This window comes from Mechercharimyces sp. CAU 1602, assembly GCF_024753565.1.
Classification (GTDB): Bacteria; Bacillota; Bacilli; order Thermoactinomycetales; family JANTPT01; genus Mechercharimyces.
Window position 1 is genome coordinate 254,661 of sequence record NZ_JANTPT010000002.1, and the last position, 23,549, is coordinate 278,209.

Annotated in this window: 22 protein-coding genes; 9 read left to right on the forward strand and 13 right to left on the reverse strand. The window is 43.5% G+C overall.

The features are described from left to right. The first annotated feature begins 77 nt into the window (after positions 1-77). Both NXZ84_RS12340 and ung read left to right on the forward strand, forming a co-directional pair. Positions 78-485, forward strand: a complete 408-nt coding sequence (locus NXZ84_RS12340) for an acyl-CoA thioesterase (protein ID WP_258840632.1) — start codon at positions 78-80, stop codon at positions 483-485. Next, complete coding sequence (gene ung / locus NXZ84_RS12345; protein WP_258840633.1) at positions 482-1,156, forward strand: uracil-DNA glycosylase; 675 nt, start codon at positions 482-484, stop codon at positions 1,154-1,156. Before NXZ84_RS12340 ends, ung begins: the two co-directional genes overlap by 4 nt. Before the next feature lie 70 nt (positions 1,157-1,226). Here the strand turns inward: ung and NXZ84_RS12350 are convergent, their stop codons facing one another. Then, complete coding sequence (locus NXZ84_RS12350) at positions 1,227-2,243, reverse strand: lipoate--protein ligase family protein (RefSeq protein WP_258840634.1); 1,017 nt, start codon at positions 2,241-2,243, stop codon at positions 1,227-1,229. A 59-nt stretch (positions 2,244-2,302) separates the two neighbouring features. Here NXZ84_RS12350 and NXZ84_RS12355 point away from each other — a divergent pair, with 59 nt between their 5' ends. The 4 genes from NXZ84_RS12355 to NXZ84_RS12370 are packed head-to-tail and all read left to right on the forward strand — an operon-like array spanning position 2,303 to position 5,159. After that, the gene (locus NXZ84_RS12355) at positions 2,303-2,608 is read left to right on the forward strand and encodes a thiamine-binding protein (protein ID WP_258840635.1); all 306 of its coding nucleotides are present in this window, start codon (positions 2,303-2,305) and stop codon (positions 2,606-2,608) included. Continuing rightward, the gene (locus NXZ84_RS12360; protein ID WP_258840636.1) at positions 2,605-3,399 is read left to right on the forward strand and encodes an ABC transporter permease; all 795 of its coding nucleotides are present in this window, start codon (positions 2,605-2,607) and stop codon (positions 3,397-3,399) included. Before NXZ84_RS12355 ends, NXZ84_RS12360 begins: the two co-directional genes overlap by 4 nt. Further along, positions 3,396-4,403 (forward strand): ABC transporter substrate-binding protein, encoded by a 1,008-nt coding sequence (locus tag NXZ84_RS12365; RefSeq protein WP_258840637.1) that lies wholly within the window; start codon positions 3,396-3,398, stop codon positions 4,401-4,403. The genes NXZ84_RS12360 and NXZ84_RS12365 overlap by 4 nt, the downstream gene beginning before the upstream one ends. Before the next feature lie 6 nt (positions 4,404-4,409). Continuing rightward, positions 4,410-5,159: an ABC transporter ATP-binding protein gene (locus NXZ84_RS12370; RefSeq protein WP_258840638.1), complete on the forward strand. Its 750-nt coding sequence runs from the start codon at positions 4,410-4,412 to the stop codon at positions 5,157-5,159. A 73-nt stretch (positions 5,160-5,232) separates the two neighbouring features. On the opposite strand, the gene NXZ84_RS12375 is transcribed toward NXZ84_RS12370, so the two are convergent. The 4 genes from NXZ84_RS12375 to NXZ84_RS12390 all read right to left on the reverse strand — a co-directional run bounded on the left by NXZ84_RS12375 (position 5,233) and on the right by NXZ84_RS12390 (position 8,235). After that, entirely contained in the window at positions 5,233-6,042 is an 810-nt protein-coding gene (locus NXZ84_RS12375; RefSeq protein WP_258840639.1) for a hypothetical protein, read from the reverse strand. Positions 6,043-6,224: 182 nt separating this feature from the next. After that, entirely contained in the window at positions 6,225-6,347 is a 123-nt protein-coding gene (locus NXZ84_RS12380; protein WP_258840640.1) for a hypothetical protein, read from the reverse strand. After that, on the reverse strand, positions 6,334-7,653 hold the full coding sequence (locus NXZ84_RS12385; protein ID WP_258840641.1) for a helix-turn-helix domain-containing protein: 1,320 nt from the start codon (positions 7,651-7,653) through the stop codon (positions 6,334-6,336). Before NXZ84_RS12385 ends, NXZ84_RS12380 begins: the two co-directional genes overlap by 14 nt. Positions 7,654-7,722: 69 nt before the next feature. After that, positions 7,723-8,235 carry a DinB family protein gene (locus NXZ84_RS12390; protein ID WP_258840642.1) on the reverse strand — a complete coding sequence of 171 codons (513 nt, stop codon included), beginning with the start codon at positions 8,233-8,235 and terminating at the stop codon, positions 7,723-7,725. Between the two features lie 594 nt (positions 8,236-8,829). Here NXZ84_RS12390 and NXZ84_RS12395 point away from each other — a divergent pair. Together NXZ84_RS12395 and NXZ84_RS12400 are read left to right on the forward strand one after the other, a co-directional pair. Then, on the forward strand, positions 8,830-9,255 hold the full coding sequence (locus NXZ84_RS12395; protein ID WP_258840643.1) for a VOC family protein: 426 nt from the start codon (positions 8,830-8,832) through the stop codon (positions 9,253-9,255). A gap of 21 nt (positions 9,256-9,276) precedes the next feature. Beyond that, a complete protein-coding gene (locus NXZ84_RS12400) occupies positions 9,277-10,089 on the forward strand; it encodes a MerR family transcriptional regulator (protein ID WP_258840644.1) in 813 nt (270 codons plus the stop codon). Between the two features lie 197 nt (positions 10,090-10,286). On the opposite strand, the gene cls is transcribed toward NXZ84_RS12400, so the two are convergent. The 8 genes from cls to NXZ84_RS12440 form a co-directional block, all read right to left on the reverse strand. Further along, positions 10,287-11,813 (reverse strand): cardiolipin synthase, encoded by a 1,527-nt coding sequence (gene cls / locus NXZ84_RS12405; protein WP_258840645.1) that lies wholly within the window; start codon positions 11,811-11,813, stop codon positions 10,287-10,289. 273 nt (positions 11,814-12,086) lie between these two features. After that, positions 12,087-15,326, reverse strand: a complete 3,240-nt coding sequence (gene icmF / locus NXZ84_RS12410) for a fused isobutyryl-CoA mutase/GTPase IcmF (RefSeq protein WP_258840646.1) — start codon at positions 15,324-15,326, stop codon at positions 12,087-12,089. A 232-nt stretch (positions 15,327-15,558) separates the two neighbouring features. Next, entirely contained in the window at positions 15,559-16,515 is a 957-nt protein-coding gene (gene meaB / locus NXZ84_RS12415) for a methylmalonyl Co-A mutase-associated GTPase MeaB (protein WP_258840647.1), read from the reverse strand. A 36-nt stretch (positions 16,516-16,551) separates the two neighbouring features. Continuing rightward, entirely contained in the window at positions 16,552-17,694 is a 1,143-nt protein-coding gene (locus tag NXZ84_RS12420) for an acyl-CoA dehydrogenase (RefSeq protein ID WP_258840648.1), read from the reverse strand. Between the two features lie 16 nt (positions 17,695-17,710). After that, positions 17,711-18,853, reverse strand: coding sequence for an acyl-CoA dehydrogenase (locus tag NXZ84_RS12425; RefSeq protein ID WP_258840649.1), 1,143 nt, complete (start codon positions 18,851-18,853; stop codon positions 17,711-17,713). A gap of 30 nt (positions 18,854-18,883) precedes the next feature. Then, the gene (locus tag NXZ84_RS12430; protein WP_258840650.1) at positions 18,884-19,738 is read right to left on the reverse strand and encodes a 3-hydroxybutyryl-CoA dehydrogenase; all 855 of its coding nucleotides are present in this window, start codon (positions 19,736-19,738) and stop codon (positions 18,884-18,886) included. Positions 19,739-19,804: 66 nt separating this feature from the next. Beyond that, on the reverse strand, positions 19,805-20,986 hold the full coding sequence (locus NXZ84_RS12435; protein ID WP_258840651.1) for an acetyl-CoA C-acetyltransferase: 1,182 nt from the start codon (positions 20,984-20,986) through the stop codon (positions 19,805-19,807). Between the two features lie 246 nt (positions 20,987-21,232). Beyond that, complete coding sequence (locus NXZ84_RS12440) at positions 21,233-22,462, reverse strand: MFS transporter (protein ID WP_258840652.1); 1,230 nt, start codon at positions 22,460-22,462, stop codon at positions 21,233-21,235. Positions 22,463-22,968: 506 nt separating this feature from the next. Here NXZ84_RS12440 and NXZ84_RS12445 point away from each other — a divergent pair. Then, positions 22,969-23,388, forward strand: coding sequence for an HTH domain-containing protein (locus tag NXZ84_RS12445; protein WP_309495898.1), 420 nt, complete (start codon positions 22,969-22,971; stop codon positions 23,386-23,388). Positions 23,389-23,549: the final 161 nt, after the last annotated feature.

Consider the following 23,549-nt stretch of genomic DNA (forward strand, 5'->3'; position numbering starts at 1 on the left):
ATTCTAAAAGTCCTCCTCCATTTATGATAGGATAAATAGTAATAGTTTAAACTTATGATCTTAAGGAGGAAAACAATATGCTCACAACAGAAATTCAAGTAAGATTTAATGAATGCGATGGATTGGGTCATGTTAATAATGCTGTCTACTATACATATATGGAGACCGCCAGAATGGAATTGTTTTCGAAACTAGATCCACAGATGGATGTTAAAGAATGGCGACTCATTGTTGCCTCCACCAGCTGTGAATATAAAGCACAAGCTCGATTTTCTCAATGGCTCACGATTTCCACTCAGGTGGAACGGATCGGCAATAGCAGCTTTACGGTTATCCATCACATCCGTGATCGTGACAGTGGTGAGCTGATCGCTATAGGTAAGGCTGTCCTCATCCATTTCGATTATAAAGAGCAACGCAGCACTCCTTTGGGTGAAAGAGAGAGAGCCATCTTAACCTCACTACTAGTCGATACAGCACAATGAGCGACTTAACCACGTCTATTCCGGCTGGGTGGGAGCTTCTTACCGCAGAGGTGCAAAAGTCATACTTTCAGCAGTTAAGCTTCATTGTGGAACGGGAACGTCAGCATCATACGATCTATCCACCCTCCAATCAAACTTTTACTGCTCTTAAGTTGACACCTTATCAAGAGGTAAAGGTATTGATCTTGGGACAAGATCCTTATCACAATAAGGGACAGGCCCACGGACTTGCCTTCTCCGTCCCCCCAGGACAACCTCACCCCCCCTCCCTGCGTAATATCTTTAAAGAGATGAGCGCCGATGTAGGGACGAATTTTCCTCAAGAAGGAACACTCGTCCCCTGGGCAAAACAAGGCGTATTACTTCTTAATACCGTACTCACCGTGCGTGCACACCAAGCTCATTCTCATAAGGGAATAGGATGGGAAAACTTCACTGATGCCATCATCCACAGATTGAATGAGAAAGAGACTCCTGTTATTTTCGTTCTCTGGGGAAACCCAGCACGCAGGAAACGAACTCTCATCAATGATCAGCGACACATCATCATTGAGTCAGCTCATCCCTCACCCCTTTCCGCTCACCGTGGCTTCTTCGGTAGCCAACCATTTACTCGCATCAATGACGCTCTGCGCGCGAGTGGACAGCAAGAGATTGAGTGGAAGTTGTAAAAGTAAAATCGGACACTTATTCTCAATCCAAAAAACCCTCACAGAAAAATCTGAAGTGAGGGTTTATCTTTTACGCGCGTTCCTTCCGGTAGTACGAAGGCTCCGTCCGCTCCATAAAATGCTGAGCGCGCTCCCACTCCTCTTGACGAGGAGCCGATAAGTCGACAACATTCATCATATTCGTCAATGTTTCCACCAATCCATCCCACAGAAGCTGATCCAGTTCAGCTTTCTTCGGTGCTGTGATGAAGTCAGCCATCCGTGCCACCGTTTCGCTTTTCACAGGGCGCTCGCCTGTTGACATCTCGTAAAACGCATTTAGAGTGGACATCGCTAGGTCACGCTCAATATGAGTAAGAAGCGTAATGTGAGCTAAGATATACCCTGGTCGAGAAGTGGACACCCCTGCTGGCCCCCCTTTCCACACTTGTGCCGTCCCTGCTACTTTCTGCTGTGAAATGACTAGGTTGTGATCCCCATCACAAAAAGAGCCAGGAACAGCACCGAAGGTGGTTTGCAGCCCCCACTTATCCGCAAAGAGACGGATAAATGGTAACCCGAGCGCACGGTAAATCAAATCAATACTCCAACGCATCTGCGGAAGTCGTGGGAGAAAGAGCGATAAGTTGATTGTCCCTTCACCATGAGGAACAGCAGTCCCTCCACTTTGGCGAACATATACAGGCCAACCCACATGCCCCAACAGCTCTGCAGCCTGTTGTGCTTTTTCTGTGCGAATATCCTTCTTTGCTACCACAACCGCTTGCTCTGCTCTCCATAAGCGAATCGTAGCAGGCTCCTTCCCGTGGGCTACCTGTTCACCTATTACTTCTTCCAATGCATAGTTAAGCTGCGGCGTCACAGCAGGAGTGGACTGCGCCACCACACGCCATTGTTGCACCTGCTTGTATATTTCAATCCCAGTCTCATCATGATTTTTATTTTCATTCATGCTCATCACCGCTTTCCATTCTATCATAAGGATGCCTGCTAGTTGAAAATCATGGATTTGTATGCTAGTCTTACGTTGTGATAACGATACCTTAGCGGTTTCAGAAGATAAAAGACTGCAAACGATGACAAACATAAATGGTAGCCATACCAACCCTCTACTCGGGTTGGTTTTTTTTAAGGAGGCAGATATAGATGGCCAATGCACATGTGAGTGTACAAATATTGCCACGAGGGCATAGTACAGACGAGATTTATCGCTTGGTGGATGTAGCCATAGACGTCATTGCAAAATCCGGAGTGCCGTATATCGTGGGACCGATGGAAACCACAATGGAAGGTGAACTCGACGAACTGATGCAAATTGCAAAAGAGGCGCAAGAGGCAGTCATTGCGGCTGGGAGCGAACGCGTGGTCAGCATGATAAAGGTGGATTACTCTCCACAAGGAATAAGCTTTCAAGAAAAATTGTATCAGTACAAACAGGAGGCACTCAAATGAATAGAGGGTGGAGAAGATATGGTCATGCTTTATGGCCATCACTTACTCTCGTTCTGCTATTCTTATTCATATGGGAGGCAACTGTCCGTCTCTTAGATGTAGAGCCTTGGTTATTGCCTTCTCCCTCCAAAATAGGGGATACTTTTTTTACAAGCTTAACTCTCCTCCATGACCACATGTGGGTAACCTTGCAAGAAGCCCTACTAGGATTTGCACTTGGAATCATCGTCGCCCTCTTATTAGCTACCTTGATCGAACTTTCCCCCTGGATACGGCGTGCGCTCTATCCTCTTTTAATCGGCACACAGACAGTACCCATCATTGCTATTGCTCCTCTCTTTATCGTTTGGTTCGGATTTGGCATGTTTCCAAAACTATTAATTGTAGCTATGGTTACTTTTTTTCCCGTAGTCATCAGCACTGCTGATGGTTTACGCTCATCTGACCCCGATATGATTCGACTCTTACAGTCCGCAGGTGCAAATCAGTGGCAGCTTTTTCGCTACATCCGCTTTCCCCATGCGCTTCCCTCTTTTTTTTCAGGGTGTAAAATCGCGGCTACTTATAGTATATTGGGGGCTGTAATCGGCGAATGGTTAGGAGCGAGCAAAGGGTTAGGGGTTTTTCTTATACGGGCACAACACTCGTTTGCCGCTGACAAGGTGTTTGTTGCCATCCTGGTTATCACCTTCTGGAGCATCTTATTATTCTTACTCATACAAGTTATACAGCGTTGGCTTACCCCTTGGACATACATAAAAACGGATGATGAAAGGATTGAAGAAACATGAATCACTGGTGGAAAAAAGCGACCACACTTACTCTCACCCTGATGCTCGTCTTCACAGCATCGGCATGTGGAGGGAATAAAGAACAGGAAACAGGAAACAAAGAGATAACCCTTATGTTAGATTGGGTACCCAATACGAATCATACTGGGCTTTATGTTGCGCTTGAAAAAGGCTATTTTTCTGAAGAGGGCCTAGATGTAAAGATTGAAACTCCTGGGGAGACAAGTGCACCACAACTAGTTGGAGCCGGAGAAGCTGATTTTGGAATCAGTTCGCAAGAGTATATTACCCAGGCACGTGCAGAAGGCATTCCGATCGTCTCCATTGCAGCTATCTTGCAACACAACACGTCTGGCTTTGCTTCTCCGAAGGAAAAAAAGATCACCTCTCCCGCTGATTTTGTGGGTAAAACATACGGTGGGTGGGGTACTCCGATGGAAAATGCCTTTTTGAAGACAGTATTAGAAAAGAAGGGCATCCCCACAAAAAAAGTAGAAGATAAGATTAACATTGTAAACATGGGTGAAGCTGACTTTTTTACCGCTACAAAGCGTGACATCGACTTCTCTTGGATTTATTACGGCTGGACGGGTGTGGAAGCGGAACAGCGTGATATTCCGCTCAATATGATGTACCTGACTGATTTAGACCCCAGTTTAGACTTTTATACACCTGCTATCATCGCAAGTGAAAAAACAGTACAAAGCGATCAAGAAACCGCTACCAAATTTATGCGTGCGGTTAGCAAAGGATATAAATTTGCTATCGAACAGCCAGGGGATGCGGCTGACATCTTGGTCAAATATACACCCGAATCAGATCCTGAGCTGATTAAAGCCTCACAAAAATGGATGAGTCGCCACTACCAAGCAGATGCAGCCAAGTGGGGCTGGCAGGAGAAAGAAAAATGGGCTCAATTTACAGATTGGATGGTTGATAATCAGCTGATCAAAAACCAGATTTCCTCAGACGAAGCTTTCACAAATCAGTTTTTACCGGAGTAAAAGCAGATGACTTTAGCGATACAACATGTTTCCAAAACGTATGCTTCTTCCTCTGGCCCCCTACCAACACTTATCGATATGGATTTCAAGGTAGACAAAGGCGAGTTTGTCTCTTTAATTGGTCCTAGCGGGTGTGGAAAAAGCACCCTCTTTAATATTATCAGTGGTTTAGAGCTTCCCAGCTCAGGAGCCATATACGTTAATGGTCAAGAAATAACCGGCAAAACCGGCCATGTAGGTTACATGATGCAAAAAGATGCTCTTCTTCCCTGGCGAACAGTGGTTGAAAATGCTACCATAGGGATCGAGATTCAGGGAATATCCAAGAAAGATGCACAGGATAAAGCTTATCAGCTTCTCCCTATATTCGGATTAGAATCTTTTGCTAATGAATACCCCGCTCGCTTGTCGGGAGGAATGCGCCAACGTGTCGCTCTCCTTCGTACTGCTATGATGGAAAAAGAGATTTGGCTGCTAGATGAACCGTTCGGTTCATTAGATGCATTAACACGCTCCCAAATGCAAACGTGGCTTTTAAACATTTGGCAGCAATACCGACAAGCTATCCTCTTTATCACACACAGTATTGAAGAGGCTATCTATCTTTCTGATCGGGTTATCGTCCTCTCATCACGACCAGCACGTATCATATATGACTTGGATATCCAATTACCACGACCACGTGCTCCAATAATTACAACAGAGCCGGCCTTTCTCCACTATAAAAAACAGCTACAAACAGCATTGAGCACTTGATCATTATAAAAGTAGCCTCTCCCTTTAGGAAGAGGCTACTTTCATCTTTTTTACCAGCAGCAAGCGTGCCTTGTTATAACCCATACCCTTCACTACTACCAACAATACCTGTTCCTTCCTGTAAAAGTTGATAGAAAAAGTCGCCCCCCTCTCCTTGATACACCTCTATTTTCATCTTCTTTTTATCTTTATCAGAGATGATAAACAGATCAATATACCCACCGTCGGCCGCTTCCCGCTCTAGATATTCGATCTCCTCGATATTATCTAACTTCATTTCAGATATACGACCATCAATTGCATAGATAAGACGTCGATCTGTTAAGATCGTTACTTCGCTCTTATCAACCCAGACATCATAAAATGCTACTAATTTTTCATCTTGATGGAGATAATTTTCTACGAAGCTGATCTCTTCAACTTCCATCTCATTTAACATTTTCACTTTAGTAGATTGATCATTATAATTGAAGCCTTCTTCACCATATTCACTGCTATAGCTATTTTCATCATAACTCTCTACATCCGATAGCCAAGCATCCATCTCATCTGCATAAACGATGATCATCGTTATACTAGTCACAAATAATATTAACAGGATTGATCCGCAACCGATTAATCCAATATTTTGTGGAGTAAATTTTTTCTTTTTTGCAGGAATTCCATTCTTCTCCCCCACCGAAGAATCAGGTTGGTGCAGACGGATGGAGGAGGATATCATCTTATTCTCTTCTTCCCTCTCCTTTGTAGAATGAGTGTGATCCCACTGATTCAATGGAGAGGCAGTCTCTAAAGATAAATCTTCCTTTTCCAACCTTTCCTCATGTTCCACTTCTTTCTTTTCTGATATTTGTGCATCATTTTTCTCTCTCTGTTCCTCCACTTGGCGTTACCCCTTCTCACATATAATCTAACTGAGTATAACATTTATATCGCTTTACACTCAAAAAAGTCCACTCATCACTACACTCCCTCCTAAATAAAGATCCTGGATAAAGATTTATCTGTCAAACTGTAAAGTAAAAACCCCTCATCCAGTGATAAGGGGTTTTTGTATATCTGAAGTTAGGTGCTACTTGGCTCTGCACTCTCTTTAACATCTGCTTGTAAATCGCTCTCAAAAGGGGAAAAAGAAAGTAATCCCACAGTTAGAGCAAACGCCAAAAAAACGAATTTAAATGATTTCATTGAACAATGGATCCTCCTTTATTTCCTTCTGTACTTCAATCATATTCTCTATCTCAGTTAACAATTCCTCCGAATCTGTCTTCTGAAGAGATTGGATGATACGGAAAAGAATAGAATGTTTTTTCTGCTTGAAGTCTAACTTATCAGCAATACTTAACGCTTGCCGATAGAATGCAACAGCATCACCATGCCTTTCTAAGGAAGATTGGAGATCTCCCATAAAGGCAAATGCATCAAGTAAATAAACATCGGCATGATGTTCCTTTCCGATGGCTATCGCTTTTTGTAAGTATTGTTCAGAGATCTTTTCTTCATTCTTTTTCATATGCAAAATGCCTTTTTTGGTTAATGTCGATACGAAATAATTTTTACTACTTATTAACTCTTCCAGAGACAAGGCATGAGTTAAACAGACATCTGCGCTATTTAAATCATTCATTCTTAGGTAAACACTACCCAATGCGTCCCATAAATGAAGAATACGATTATACTCGGTCGTTAACCTACCTCGCTGAATCCCCTCCAGTCCCACCTCCAAAGCTTCGACACAGTACCCTGTTTTGCGAAGTAAAACCACTTTCAGATGATACAAGTGTAACAACAGTTCTGGCTTTTTAATCTCTTCTTTTCGCTCCCAAACATCATTCAAGATAAAGAAAGCCTCACCGATCCGATTAAGTTTCTCTAAATAAGAGATCTTATTGACCACTAGAACATCAAAAGTGTGATCTCTCTTACCATCCGGATTGTATTTTTCTAACCCGTTATTAACATATTGAATAGCTGCCTGCAAATCATTTCTATAATAGGATATTAACCCGAGTTCATTGTATGCATCCACATCAATGTTATTATAATTCTGTTCTGATAATCGAATAGCGTTCAGCAGTTCCTTTTCTGCTTTCAACCATTGCTTTTTCTTAACGTATAGCCGACCACGTATGTAACAGATCTGAGGAGTTAAAGGATGATCCACACTGACTCCATCAAACTCTACGAGCTTCTTTTCTGCTTCAACATGGTTTCCCTGATCAAGCAGGGCTTCAATTGAGGTTAGTTTAAGTTCGAGAAACCCCAACTCCTTTTCTACACCTGACATCCGTACCCTTAAGTCATCTGTGTCCACTTGCAGCTTGTCCATCAGATATCCAATCTTCGCTGGAAGTACATGTGGAACTCCACGTTCAATATTTGAAACTGTCGCTGGGGATATATTCTCGTCCGAAATATCTTCAAGGCGTAACCCTTTTTCTTTTCTAATTCGACGAAGAATTTCGCCTACTTCTTTCGAAGAACTTCCTAACATTCCCACTCCTCCATAACATAGATTATTGGTTAATATTATATACTACTTATTAAAACATGCAATATGAATCTACATCTTTGTTTTTCTATTCAGCAAAGCGGAGGAAGAATCAGAGGCAAGACCTCTTCCAATAAGATTGGCCGACACCGGCTTTTTTCCTATTTCCTTCGCCCAAATCGATAATTGTCCGATATGATGAATTTCGTGAGCTATAATATGTCGGATTACCTCACCCCACGTACCTGTGGCAATCTTTCCATCCGCTAGAGCACAATAAAATACTTTAGTTTCCATACTTACATCCCAATCGTTCACAAAGCTCACAACCTCCGCTCGAAACATAGCATCCAATCTTCTCACTTGATTTAAACTCATATAATCATCAAAACTTTCCTCGAAATCTTCTTTCCCTTGTAAACGGCGTATCCAACTCCACTCCACATCAACTATATGAAAGAGTGTTTGCAATATACTACCCACTCCGCCCGTTCGACTACGTAAAAGTTCTTCATTACTTAACTCCTCACACCACTGATACCACTCTTTTCTAACCATCCAATTGTACTGAAAAAATGTTTGCAAGCAAAACCCCTCCAAGCTCAATCATCAACTTAAAAAACCTTCTTTCATTATAATTCAGCTAACCTATCACACTTTCCTTCTACTCTATCCCGATTCGTTTAGAGATAAATCATTCATCATTCACGTTACCCCTCTTCCACTTTTTCCGACTCGTCTTTGTAATACTGATTCAGCAATTTATTCATCCTGGTTGGCCACGAGGAGCAAACACACCCACCTTGGACCATTCTGTCCGGGTGCGTGGATGACGTACTCCTGTTTCGATGAAAAACTTCCAAGGGTGAAAACAACTCTAACCCTGCAAACGCTCCTTCATCAAATCGTGCAGGATCCAAACAGACTATGGAGATCCTTCCACCTCAATAATCATCTTTTACTACTTGCCAAGGTGAATCCACTATTCGTCTTACAGGAACAATTACCTTTATCATACCTTTATGGCTTCTCTCGATTTGAGTGGAGCTATATTTGTCTATTTGGGGGTATTGTAAAAGACAGTAAAAAACTCACTAAAACATATTGACCTTATCACCGTGATAAGGTCTAGAATAAAAAATAATTACAATTCATTCAATCATAAAAGGAGTGAGCAAGATGAAAATAACTTCATCAGCAATTGCCGTAACGGTCAAAGATGTGCTAGCGTCCAGCATGTTTTTAAGGAAATATTTTTGTTTTACTGAGAAGTGGAGTGCAGAAGGATTTTCCTATCTAATTCATGAAGAAAATACGTTCCCCATAATTTTTTTAGAACACGGTATTGAAATTCTACCGAAAAGCATTCGCAATCAATTAATATCGGGTCTTACAATCGCCTTTGTTGTTGAAGACATCGAAGCAGAAGAAAAGCGTTTGAAAAAGGAAGGTGTAGTTATTACTGCTGAATTACAAGAGGACCCTTGGGGAGAACGTCTTTTTCAGGTGACCGACCCAAATGGTGTTACGATTCAGATCGTACAATTCGTAGATCCGTCAGACCAACTATATGCTAATGACGATTGGATGAATGAACAATACTGATTTGTAAAGGCGGTAGTGCTTATGTTTAGAATAGGTCAATTTTCAAAACTGACAAGGGTGTCTACACGGATGCTAAGACACTATGATAAATTGGGGCTTTTTTGCCCCGCAGAAATTGACCGATTTACAGGATATCGTCTATATAGTGCGTTTCAAATTCCTTTGTTAAATCGTATTGTAAAGCTTCGTGACATGGGCTTTTCTGTAAATGAGATGAATGAAATTATCGATAAATATGATAATAAAGTATTTTTACACACTGCCCTTAATTCAAAATTAAAACAGATTAGAAAGAACATTGATGTTGAACACCTCAAACATGAACGATTAACGAAGGCCCTTAATGAATTGGAGGAGGATAACATGAAATATTCAGTTGAATTAAAGAAATTACCTTTGATTAAAGTGTTTTCATTAAAGGAGAATATTTCTGATTATAACAAAGAAATAGAACTGTGGGAGCGACTAAATTTATTTTGCACCGAAAACAATATCCAGACAACAGATAGCGGAATCTATTCAATCTATTATGATGATGAACATAAAGAGTGTGATGTTGAAATGGAAGTTGCTGTCCCTGTAAAAGAATTGCTTGAAGATCAGAACCCGTTTACTTATAAAGAATTACCAGAAATACCATACGCAGCCACCATTAGATACACGGGCTCTTACGAGAACATTATGCCTGCTATGACTGCAATTGCAGAGTGGATAGAACAAAATAAATATGAAATCATCGGTTACACAAGGGGTTATGGGATTAAACATCCTGAAAACGAACAAAATCCGTATAATTTCGTTACAGAGATTCAGATTCCGGTCAGGAAAATGTAGAAATAAAATATTTCCCTTTCAACCACACCACCACCGGTTAAGGGTATTTTTAGCTCTGATATATTCCATGATGGGCTCAACCTTCCCTCCATGGAGGGAAGGTTGAGCCCACAACTCATCGAAGAACACCAAAGCAATTGCGGGTACAAAACACCTAACCGACGAGAACAGGAGCAACAACCACTTCCCACACTCACTTACATCAGAGGGGCAAAGAGGCGTAGAAAAGCGCGCACCATCCACTTTAAGAACGGAATACGGCCTGCTTCTTCTACTGTGACTAGCGTCGATACGTTCATCGCATCTTCAATATCCACTTTAATTTGGGCGATAATGGAATTTTTATATAGGAGAACCCCACATTCAAAGTGTAAATACATACTACGATAATCCATATTAACAGTGCCTACAATGGCTAAATCATCATCTGTGAGCACCATTTTGGCATGCATAAAACCTGGGGTATACTCATAAATTTTTACTCCTGCTCGCACCAATTCTTCATAGTACGATTGGGTCGTCATATGAACATACCACTTATCTGGAATATGCGGCGTAATAATGCGCACATCAACACCACTCTTGGCCGCCCGCACCAATGAAGTTTTCATATTGTGATCGATAATAAGATAAGGTGTTGTAATATAAACATAGCGTGTCGCCTTATTGATGATATTTAAGTACGTATTCTCCGATACCTTAACAGGATAGCGAGGGCTATCCCCAAATGGCTGTACATAACCATCTGGTTGAGCAGATGGTAACGTAGACAAGTATTTTTCTAAATCCAATTTATCCGCGGAGGTAAAGTTCCACAAGGATAAGTACATAATCAATAAGTTCCAAACAGCCTTGCCACGTAGTAATACTGCTGTATCTTTCCAATGACCAAACCTTTCTTTCACATTAATATATTCATCCGCTAAATTTATCCCTCCACAAAACCCTACCTTTCCATCGATTACTGTAATTTTGCGATGATCTCGATGATTGACCAAAAGGTTTAGCTGAGGGCGATAAGGATTAAAAACAGCAACATGAATTCCTTTTTGACGAAGTTCCTCATCATATTTTGGCGGTAATGTTTGAATACAGCCGAGATCATCATACATCAAGTAAACTTCTACACCTTCAGCTACTTTTTGTTCTAAAACCTCTAAGATTGTATCCCACATGACTCCTCGTTCCACTATAAAGTATTCCATCAATATGTATGACTTCGCTTTCTTTAATTCCTCTAGTAAGCGCTTGTACATCTTCTCACCTAACGGGAAGTACTCTACAGCGGTTTCACTCCAGATCGGATAACCTCCAGCGGTAGTAATAAATCGTGAAATACTAGCATCTTTAGGATAATACGACGAAAGTTCTTCTTGTATGTCCGTTGTTAGTGTAAATAAATCCTCATGCTTTTTTAAATGATTCTCTAGTGTTCGAATATGCTTTTTCGGGATACGATTACTACCACGGATAAGATAAAAGAGCCCTCCTAACAATGGTAATATTAGGATGACAATCGTCCAAGCCAACTTATAGGAAGGATTGTCATTACTCATCACAACTGCGACCACCAGTAAAATGCTTAATAGCTCCATCGTGGTATATAGATAGGAAGCATACTGCGATAAACCGAAGATGACAACCAAGAGAAAGACAAGCTGAATGGTGATGAGTACACTGACGATCACCATACGGCTAAATAGAAATCTGAGCACTTTCTTCATTCTCTAGCCTCCTTACCTTTAGCATATCATACCCTTAAGCACTCTTAGCTGAAGCAGTGGGATTCTTGGAAACGCCCATGCATCGATGTCCCAGTCATGATGAGAATGACATGTAGGGCATGTCCATGCTCAAAGGTTGAGGTTCTTTACAAAAAACCTTCAATGCAGATCAGTTGGTTTTCACGGGATCAGACTTGCGAGGGGATTCTCTCCCCTCGCAAATCTGGCACACCCTTTATCCTATGTTTGCAGCTTAAAAACACACTCAGACTCTTACATATTACGCCGGTACTGCCCTCCTACTTCATATAGAGCGTGAGTAATTTGCCCCAAACTAGCCACTTTAACCGTCTCCATTAACTCGGCAAAGAGATTACCTCCCGCACGGGCAACTTCTTTAAGCTGTGCCAACGCTGCTTGGGACTCATCCGCATGTTGAGCATGAAAAGCTTGCAAGTGAGTTATCTGCTCTTCTTTTTCTGCTTCATCTGCTCTCGTTAACGTAAATTCACGCTCCTCCTCTCCCTCCGGATTAATAAAGGTGTTTACCCCGATGATCGGTAACTCTCCGTTATGCTTTTTCGTCTCATAGTAGAGAGATTCTTCTTGTATTTTCCCTCGTTGATACTGGCGCTCCATCGCCCCCAACACGCCTCCACGATCACTAATTCGCTCAAACTCTTGTAAAACAGCTTCTTCTACCAAATCAGTTAGTTCTTCGATAATAAACGCACCTTGGAGCGAATTTTCATTTTTTGCTAATCCTAATTCTTTTGTAATAATCATCTGGATTGCCATTGCCCGCCGTACTGACTCTTCCGTAGGCGTCGTAATCGCTTCATCGTAAGCATTGGTATGAAGCGAGTTACACTGATCATAGATGGCAAGCAACGCTTGTAAGGTGGTACGAATATCATTAAATTGCACCTCTTGTGCATGCAGGGATCGACCCGAAGTTTGAATATGATATTTCAGTTTTTGACTGCGTTCATTACCCCCGTATAACTTCTTCATCACCACTGCCCAAACACGACGCGCCACCCTGCCAATCACTGTATACTCGGCATCCAATCCGTTACTGAAGAAGAAAGAGAGGTTGGGGGCAAAATGATCAATCGCCATCCCACGACTCAAATAATATTCCACATAGGTGAATGCATTGGAAAGGGTAAACGCTAATTGCGAGATTGGGTTGGCTCCCGCTTCGGCAATGTGATAGCCACTAATACTAACCGAGTAGTAATTACGCACTTCATGATCAATAAAGTACTGTTGAATATCGCCCATCATCTTCATCGCAAACTCAGTGGAAAAAATACATGTGTTTTGCCCCTGATCTTCTTTCAAGATATCAGCTTGCACAGTTCCACGTACGCTCTTTAGTGTCCACGCTCGAATCTCTTTTTCTTCAGCTTCCGTAGGAGCGCGCCCTTCTCGTTCAGCAAACTTTTGTAGTTGTTGTTCGATCGCTGTGTTAAAAAACATGGCCAATAAAATGGGGGCAGGTCCGTTGATCGTCATCGATACACTGGTGAGCGGCTCGCACAGATCAAAACCGTCATATAGTTTCCTCATATCTTCTAACGTACAAATACTTACCCCCGATTCACCAATCTTACCGTAAATATCAGGGCGATGATCTGGATCCTCACCATACAGGGTAACACTGTCAAAAGCGGTCGATAGTCGCTTAGCTGCATCATTTTTGGTCAGGTAATGAAAGCGACGATTGGTACGAGTGGGCGTCCCTTCACCAGCAAACTGACGTTTTGGATCTTCATCCTGACGCTTTAAAGGGAAAACACCTGCTGTATAAGGAAAGCGACCCGGAACCCCCTCCAACAAATTCCATCTTAAAATCTCTCCCCAGTCTTGGAAGCGCGGTAGAGAAATTTTAGGAATCTTTGTCCCTGCTAGCGTTTCCGTATAAAGTGGGGTGACAATTTCCCGATCGCGCACCTTTACCACATACTCCGCTTGTCGATATCGTTCACACACCGCTTCCCACTCATCCAGTACCGTCTTATAATGTGGATTCAGCTTAGCTTCCCACTTAGCGATCACTTCTTGCAATGCCTTAATCACTTCTTCTGTCACTTTATCTTCTAATAATGCTGCTTGCGTCCCCTGTAATTGAAACAGTCTCCGTGCTACTTGCGCTTGTTCTTCCACCTCTTGTCGATAAGAGCGCACCGTATTAGAAATATCACGAAGATAAAAAGTACGCTCTGGTGGAATAATGTGGCTTAGTTCCCTCTGTCCCTCCGACCTTCCCAAGACAGGGCTCCATCCCAGCTGGAAGCGCTCCTCAATCCGAGCTAATAGAGCCATATATAACCGATTAATGCCTTCATCATGGAAACGACTAGCCATCGTTCCATACACGGGAATCTCCTCGTCTGGATCTTCAAAACGTTCGTGATTACGTCGATATTGCTTCTTTACATCGCGTAATGCATCAAGCGAACCCGCCCGGTCAAACTTATTAATGGCAATCATATCAGCATAATCCAACATTTCGATTTTTTCCAATTGAGATGGTGCACCGTACTCTGCCGTCATCACATACATAGACAAGTTACTAATCTCAATAATATCGGCATCCCCTTGCCCAATCCCACTCGTTTCTACCAGAATCAAATCATACTCTGCCGCCTGTAGTACCTTAATTGCATCTCGTGTTGCTAAACTTAACTCTGAGCGATGTCTTCTCGTCGCCAAGCTGCGCATATACACATGAGGATGATGAACCGCATTCATGCGAATCCGATCGCCTAACAACGCACCTCCCGTCTTCTGTTTAGAAGGGTCGATTGAAAGAATGGCCAATTTTTTAGTAGGATAATCTTCGACAAAGCGTAAGATCAGCTCATCAGTGAGTGAGCTTTTCCCAGCTCCCCCTGTCCCTGTAATTCCTACTACAGGAGTATCCGTTCTCTTTTGATCTTCCGTCTCAGCAAAAAAGGGTGGGCATTGTACACGATCTTCAGCCACATATTCAGCTAAGGTAATCCATTTAGCCACATCATGCGGACGTTGATGATGGGGCAGTTCTAATTCCTCCTGCCCAGCTACCGTCGCAAAATCACAGGAGCGTATCATATGGGAGACGATGCCTTCCAAGCCTAATGTACGACCATCTTCAGGTGTAAATACTTTATTTACACCGTACTCCTCTAATTCACGCACTTCGTGCGGAACAATTACGCCCCCTCCTCCTGAAAACACTTGAATATGTGCAGCCCCACGTTCTCGCAACAGATCGATCATGTAACGGAAATACTCCATATGCCCACCTTGATAGGAAGAGACCGCAATTCCTTGAACATCTTCTTGAATTGCAGCACTTACTACCTCATCTACTGAGCGATTATGCCCCATATGAATCACTTCAACTCCTGCAGCCTGCAGGAGACGCCGAAACAAGTTAATAGAAGCGTCATGTCCATCAAACAAACTGGAAGAAGTAAGAAACCGGATCGGATGTTGAGCAGAAACTCTCTCTTTTTTCATCTTTTATTCCCTCCAATATTTATGTCGAGTGGTATATGTGATTTATCCCATTGATCATATAAAAATAAATACTTACACGCCGTTTCATTCATTTATACGCTGAGATTATATTAAAACTATATTAAATGATTATTCTTGTAAACGCTTTCATTTTCGCGGGAAGTAGAACCCGCTACGAATGCGAGTTCTACTTCTTAACATGAGTGTAAACGAAGAGGAATCCATAATTGAGTTACCCATCTATCCTCTTTTCACCTTCATACTCCAGCAATTGTTGTAACCACTTATGTGCCACTCTATGAGGGGCGATCTCGCGCTCCTGTACCTGATCCAAATCTGCCTGAAAGGGAGGTGTCTCTATTTTTTGCGCCAATGCTATCTGAAGCTGGTTACGCATAATCTCTTGCACTTCTCGCTTCAAATGTGCCCGTCGGCGCTCCATTCCTAAACCGCTGGTAAATAGATAATGGCGATGCTGTTTTAACCGCTCCCACAGCGACTCCATCCCTTCCCCACTCGTACTTACGACAGGGGTTATGGAAGGGGTCCAATCCCTCCCATTCATTGCAATATGAATCAATTCCTCTAGCTGAGCAATTAATTTGCCTTTGCCGGGCAAATCTGCTTTGTTAACGATAAAAAGATCTGCAATCTCCATAATACCCGCTTTAAATACTTGAACCGTATCGCCCGCTCCCGGTGTCAAAATAAGCGCGACCGTATCCACCATATGCATAATATCGATCTCTGATTGCCCAACACCGACAGTTTCCACTAAAATCACATCATAGCCTGCCGCATCTAACACTCGTGCCGCTTCTTTAGTGGCACGCGCCAATCCACCTAAACTACCGCGCGTTCCCATACTGCGAATAAATACACCTTCATCCAAAGCATGCCGATTCATACGGATACGGTCGCCCAAGAGGGATCCCCCCGTAAAAGGGCTGGTGGGATCCACCGCTAATACCCCTACCGTTAACCCCGCATGGCGCAAATGCGTAATCAAAGCATCAGCTAGAGAGCTTTTACCCGCTCCTGGTGCCCCAGTAAGACCGATGAGATGAGCATGACCTGTATGAGGAAAGAGGGATTCCATCAGCGGATAGCGACGTGGATCCCCATTTTCTATCCAGGTGATCGCTCGCGCAACTCTACGTGGATCCCTTGCGCGAATCTGTTTCTCCAAATTGATGATTCTCTTCCCCCTTTCACTCCCTTTTCATTAATCTTTTAAGAGGTAACGGGCAATCACTAAGCGCTGAATCTCGTTCGTTCCTTCGTAGATCTGCGTAATCTTAGCATCCCGCATCATCCGCTCAACTGGATAGTCACGCGTATAGCCATAACCACCAAATACTTGTACCGCTTCCGTCGTCACTTCCATAGCAATGTCTCCTGCATACAGCTTTGCCATCGCTGACTCTTTTCCATACGGCAGCCCTTCGCTCTCCAACCATGCTGCCTGATACGTAAGCAGACGTGCAGCTTCTACTTTGGTCGCCATATCAGCCAGCTTAAACTGAATTCCTTGCAGTTGCCCGATCGGCTTGCCAAACTGCTTCCGTTCTTTCGCATACGCTGTCGCTTGATCCAACGCTCCTTGTGCAATTCCTACTGCTTGTGCCGCGATGCCATTACGTCCTCCATCAAGAGTGCTCATCGCAATTTTAAAGCCTTCGCCCTCTTCTCCCAAGCGATTGGCTGCTGGAATCCGACAATCTTCAAAGATAATTTCCAATGTCGGAGAAGAACGAATCCCCAACTTTTTCTCTTTTTTGCCCATTGAAAATCCAGGGGTGCCCTCTTCCACGATAAAAGCCGTAATACCTTTATGCTTTTTATCAGCATCCGTCACTGCAAACACGATATATACTTGCGCTTCTCCCCCATTGGTGATAAAAATTTTGTTGCCGTTTAAGATATAATCATCACCATCACGCACTGCCGTTGTTTTCATCCCCGCAGAATCAGAACCAGATCCTGGTTCCGTTAAACCATATGCACCCATTTTCGTTCCTTCTGCAAGTGGGCGCAAAAATTTCTGTTTCTGCTCTTCGTTGCCGTATTTATAGAGCGGCCAACTAGCGAGCGAGATATGAGCGGATAATGTTACCCCGATGGAAGCACAGACGCGCGATAACTCTTCCACCGCAATCACATAACTAAGAAAATCAGAGCCTACACCACCCACATCTTCCGACCAAGGGATGCCGGTAATACCGAGTGGACCCATCTTTTCAAAGATAGAGCGATCAAAGATCTCTTTTTCATCCCTTTCCGCCGCTGTCGGAGCCACTTCTTTTTCTGCAAAGTCGCGCACCATTTTGCGCATCATCTTATGTTCTTCAGATAATTGAAAGTTCATCTCTTCTAAACTCCTTCTATGATTTTAACTGTTGCGTTCCAATAACCAGTCGTTGGACTTCATTGGTACCTTCATAAATTTGCGTCACTTTGGCATCGCGGAAAAGACGCTCCACTGGGTATTCGCGCGTATAACCATAACCGCCAAAAATTTGGATCGCCTCCGTCGTCACTGCCATCGCTGTATCCGAGGCAAGCATCTTGGCCATCGACGACTCTTGTTTACATGCGTCTCCTCGCCCACGAAGATCAGCCGCCCGGTATACAATCAACTTTGCTGCTTCAATCCTCGTCGCCATATCGGCTAATTTAAATTGGATTGCTTGAATATGGCCAATCGGCTTACCAAACTGTACACGCGACTTTGCATACGCGGTTGCATGCTCCAAAGCACCTTGTGCAATTCCCAAAGCCTGTGCACCGATTCCAATTCTACCACCCGCTAAGTTGGAAAGAGCAATCTCATACCCTTGTCCTTCATCACCTAGGCGATTGGCCACAGGCACTTGTGCTTGTTCAAGAATAAGCTCACATGTATTGGAACCACCTAGGCCCATTTTCTTTTCTTTTTTTCCTATTATTAATCCAGGCGTATCTTTCTCTACGATAAAGGCAGACAATCCCTTACTACCCTGTTCTGCATCTGTAACCGCAAACACGATATACGTATCGGCAGCACCCGCATTCGTAATAAATACTTTGCTACCGTTGAGGAGGTAATGATCACCCGAGCGGATAGCAGTCGTGCGCAAGTGACTCGCATCAGAACCTGCACCAGGTTCCGTTAACGCAAATGCCCCTAAGTACTCACCTCGCGCTAGCTTTGGAATATAATTTTTTTTCTGATCCTCAGTTCCATAGCGCAAGATGGGGTATGTTCCTACCGAAGTATGAACGGATAGGATTACTCCCACAGTAGCACTCACTTTGGAAATCTCTTCGATGGCAAGAATATAGGAGAAAAAGTCAGCTCCTGACCCACCCCATTCTTCCGAAATCGGGATTCCCATCAGACCAATATCCCCCATTTTCTTGATCACTTCATGTGGAAATTGATCTTCTTCATCCATCTCCTGCAAATAAGGTGTGATTTCCGTACGAGCAAAATCACGAACCATCTTTTGCATCATACGCTGTTCTTCCGTCAACCTAAGCTCCATGATTCCTTATCCCTCCTCCACTAAACAGTCTTAATCGTAGACGTAAAACCCGCGCCCACTCTTCTTCCCTAACCAACCTGCTTTTACATACTTACGTAATAGAGGACAAGGGCGGTACTTGGAATCACCAAACCCTTCGTATAGAGTTTCCATAATATAGAGGCAAGTATCCAAGCCAATAAAATCAGCCAACGTGAGCGGACCCATCGGGTGATTCATACCCAACTTCATCACTTGATCGACAGCTTCCGGTGTCGCAACTCCCTCATATACAGTATAAATTGCTTCATTAATCATTGGCATCAACACACGGTTCGATACAAATCCCGGAAAGTCATTTACCTCAACAGGCTCTTTCTGCATTTGCTTTGCCAGCATCTCTACCGTATGGTATACCTCGTCAGTCGTTGCTAGTCCACGAATCACCTCAACCAGTTTCATTACCGGCACCGGGTTCATAAAATGCATTCCGATCACTCTCTCTGGCCGCTTGGTACTAGCAGCAATCTCAGTAATCGGAAGTGAAGATGTATTACTTGCCAAAATCGTATGAGCAGGGCAGATGACATCCAAGTTGCGGAAGATCTCCGTTTTCACTTCCATATTCTCCACAATCGCTTCAATTACAATATCTGCTTCCTGTGCTGCTTCGGTTAAATCAGGAGAAGATGTCAGTCGCTCTAAAGTTGCATCCCGCGCTTCTATATTCATCTTCCCTTTTTCCACCGCTCGCGTTAACCGCTTGTGAATCGCTTCCATCCCTTGTGCCAAAGCTTTCGCATTCATATCATGTAAGGTCACTTCGTATCCTGCTTGCGCTCCCACCTGGGCAATGCCACCACCCATCTGACCTGCGCCAATCACTGTTATTCGTCTGATGCTCATGCTTTCTCCTCCTTATTAAATTTATATGTATGAACCCTCCTCTGTCGATACAGAGGAGGGTAGCCATTAACCGTCAACACGTACGAGTACAGCATCCCCTTGTGCTGCACCACTACAAATAGCAGCAATACCAAGTCCGCCTCCACGACGTTGTAACTCATGAATCAAGGTGAGAATGATCCGTGTTCCACTAGCACCGATGGGATGCCCAAGTGCAACTGCACCACCATTTACATTCACTTTTTCTGCATCCCAACCTGCAATGCGTCCATTTGCGAGTGCGACTGCAGCAAAAGCTTCGTTCACCTCAAACAAATCGATCTCTTCCATCTTCAGCTGATGTTGTTTTAACAACTTTTGTACAGCATGTGCTGGCGTAATAGGGAAGTAACGCGCTTCCATACCTACAGCAGCATGCCCCAGTATACGAGCGATCGGCTTCACTCCCAATTCTAACGCCTTTTCTGCCGAAGAGAGAACAAGAGCAGCTGCCCCATCGTTTACCCCTGGAGCATTACCCGCTGTGATCGAACCATCTTTCAAAAATACTGGCTTCAAGTTAGAGAGTTTGTCCAATGTCGTTCCTCGGCGGGGCGATTCATCGGTATCAATAACCACTTCCCCTTTGCGCGTCTTAATGGTAACGGGGACGATCTCTTCTGCTAACTTTCCTGCTTCAATCGCAGCCAGCGCTCGTTCGTGACTACGAATTGCCCATTCGTCTTGTTCCTCTCGACTTACTTCGTATTCTGCTGCTACGTTGCTACCATGCACCACCATATGCACACCTTCAAATGCACAACGTAGCCCATCATGAATCATTAAGTCGATAAGCTGTCCATCCCCCATGCGCTCACCCCAACGCGCCTGCGGTAAGATATAGGGGGCATTGCTCATGCTCTCCATCCCACCTGCTACCATCACCTGAGATCCACCTGAGCGAATAATCTGATCAGATAACGTTACACTGCGCATACCTGACGCACACACTTTATTTATCGTTTCAGACTGCACATCCCATGGTAATCCACCATGGCGCGCAGCTTGACGAGACGGAACCTGCCCTGCTCCTCCTGCCAACACCATTCCCATAATCGCTTCCTCAACTGCTTCATTTGCTATGTTAGCACGTTTAACCGCTTCTGCAATCGCAATGCCACCCAGTTCTACTGCGGATTTATCTTTTAAGCCACCACCAAATTTACCAAACGGGGTTCGTGCCCCTCCCAAAACGACTGTTTCCTTCATATTGGCACCTCCAGTACTTTCATCTATCCAGTATGTTTGTGTAAACCAATTCTCTCGTCATCCATCTTGTAAACGCCTTCAACTCTAAAGATACCGTGAACTGCACATGATGGCAACCAGAACATTCAGAGAGTCGCTCGAAATAGGCACTCCTCAACCTTGTCAATGCACTAACAGAAGCTTCCTTGAGTCAAGCTCATGATTTTTCGCTCGGCCCCATTTAACCCCAAACCTAATCAATATCCCTTAATGCTCTAGTAACCCTACCTCTTCAAATTTATCAAGCTGGCGATACATAGGCGAAATCCAAACGATCACTCCCGCAAACGCAAGTGAGGTTCCTATGGTCGTAAAAAGCGCTGGAATACCAACCAATTCACCCATAACACCGCCCAATACTGCCCCTACGGGAAATCCTAATCGAGAGAGCAACATCCGCAGAGTAAATACGCGTCCCCGCAAATGTGCCGGGACATATTGCTGATACAGAGTAGTATTTCTGATGACAAACTGTGCAGCCGTCAATCCCACACAGACTTCGATCATGAATGCAAGCGGGAAAAAGCGCACCCAACCCAAACAAGCCATTAACACCGCTTGCAATAGTAGTGAAACAATCATGGCATCACGCAAGCGCCCACTACCTTTCTGCAGTCCTAAAATCAGTGCCCCTAACGCAAATCCCAGTGGAAAACCAACACTATAAATCCCTACCTCTACCGGACCTCCTCCCAAAAATTCCGTTACATACGGTACAATCATCGGTAAAAACGCACCCGCACAAAAGTTAACCCACATCATTAACAAGCCCATCCACAAAAAAGCGGGATACTGACAAAAAAACAATGTCCCTTCACGTACTTCTTTCACCCATGATGCCACTCCAGTAGAGGCTTCTTCCTTCTTTTCTACAGGAAGTCTTCCCAACACGAGGCCAGATAGAAACAAGAGTAGCACCAACACCCACAGAAGAGAACTAGCTCCCACCTCCATGATTGCCCACCCAGCAACGACCGGACCAAACCACATTGTAAAATTGGTCACTCCCTCTAACAGAGAGTTCGCTTTTACTAATTGCTCTTTCGCTACCACCCTACTAACATATGACATGCTTGCTGGACGAAACAAGGGTTCCATCATGCCCGAAACGATTGCTGCCATATACAAGTGAATACTATGTAACTCCCCCATATAAAGCATGGTAGCAGGCACCAGAAATGCACCTGCCCGAATCCATTGACATGCGATCATCACTTTTCGTAAATCCCAGCGATCTAAATAAGGACCTGAAAATATCTGAATGATGATGCCAGGGAGCATAAAGTAAAGCCACAAACTACCCATCGCTATCTTAGACCCTGTCAATTCATAGAGAAGCCAAGACTGAATAAAGGTACTAAAGGTTCCACCCAAACCGGATAATGCTTGCCCCGATAAAAGAAACACAAACAAACTACTCTTTAACAAGGATTTCATGCTCGTATACATCCCCAATCGTTCTTATCGTTCACCTTCACAGCATAGAAAAGCTGTTGTGATTGCAAACGACTTCTCACCATTCTCCTTCTTCATATACAGCTATATATCCTATGCATGTTCAGATACAGGGTCATCCGTACACAAGCTCCTGGTAGGCTGTTGTGCCGATGAAGTAAGGAAACGTTTGGTCGCCCAAAACACAGATCACAAATCAACTAGTTATAGAAATACAGGCACTGGAGCCAGCAAATATTATAAAGACCACAAAAGCTAGACAAAAGAAAATGCACGAGAGCAAGCCGAGCAGTCCAAAAAGATTGTCGATCTATGGAGGTAAGGGAAACGACTTCTCTCACTACTGAACAGTATGAGGTTCAAAGGAGAACAAAAAAAGCTTGAAAGTGTATGTAAAGTGTACCCTATAGAGTAGACACCAAAAAAAGTCTATCCTATGGGGTGCTTTTCTGTACAATAAAGAGAAAACGAAGACTGGAGATTATCAAATGAATAAGAAACTATTCTCTGAGAAGGAACAACGAATTTTACTAAAAAACCCCTATGTACAATCTATCAGTTTGAAGGCGATTACCTATACGGAAGAATTTAAGCAACTCTTTATCGGGGAATATGGGAAAGGGAAATTACCTAGAGAAATCTTTACACAGTGTGGCTTCGATATCCATCTGGTCGGAATCCAAAGGGTAGAATCGTGCGCCAAGAGATGGCTTGGTGCTTATAAGAAAAAGGGGGTATTGGGCTTACAGGATGGGAGAAAAAATCATTCTGGAAGAGCACGTACGAGAAGTCTTTCTCTCGAAGAAAAATATGCGAGGTTAGAAGCTCAAAACACCTTATTAAAGGCAGAAAATGAATTGCTAAAAAAGATGAAAATGATGGAAAGGAGGGCGAAACGAAGTCGTTAAAATCGCTAGTTGAACAAAAGTATCTTCTGAGATTCTAACCTATCATGTTTCTGATCGCATCACATTAGATATCGCAACGGTTACTCTGACAAAACTAAAAGAGAATAAAAAAGTGAAAATGGCAGAAGGGGCGTTTATTCATTCTGATCAAGGAGTTCATT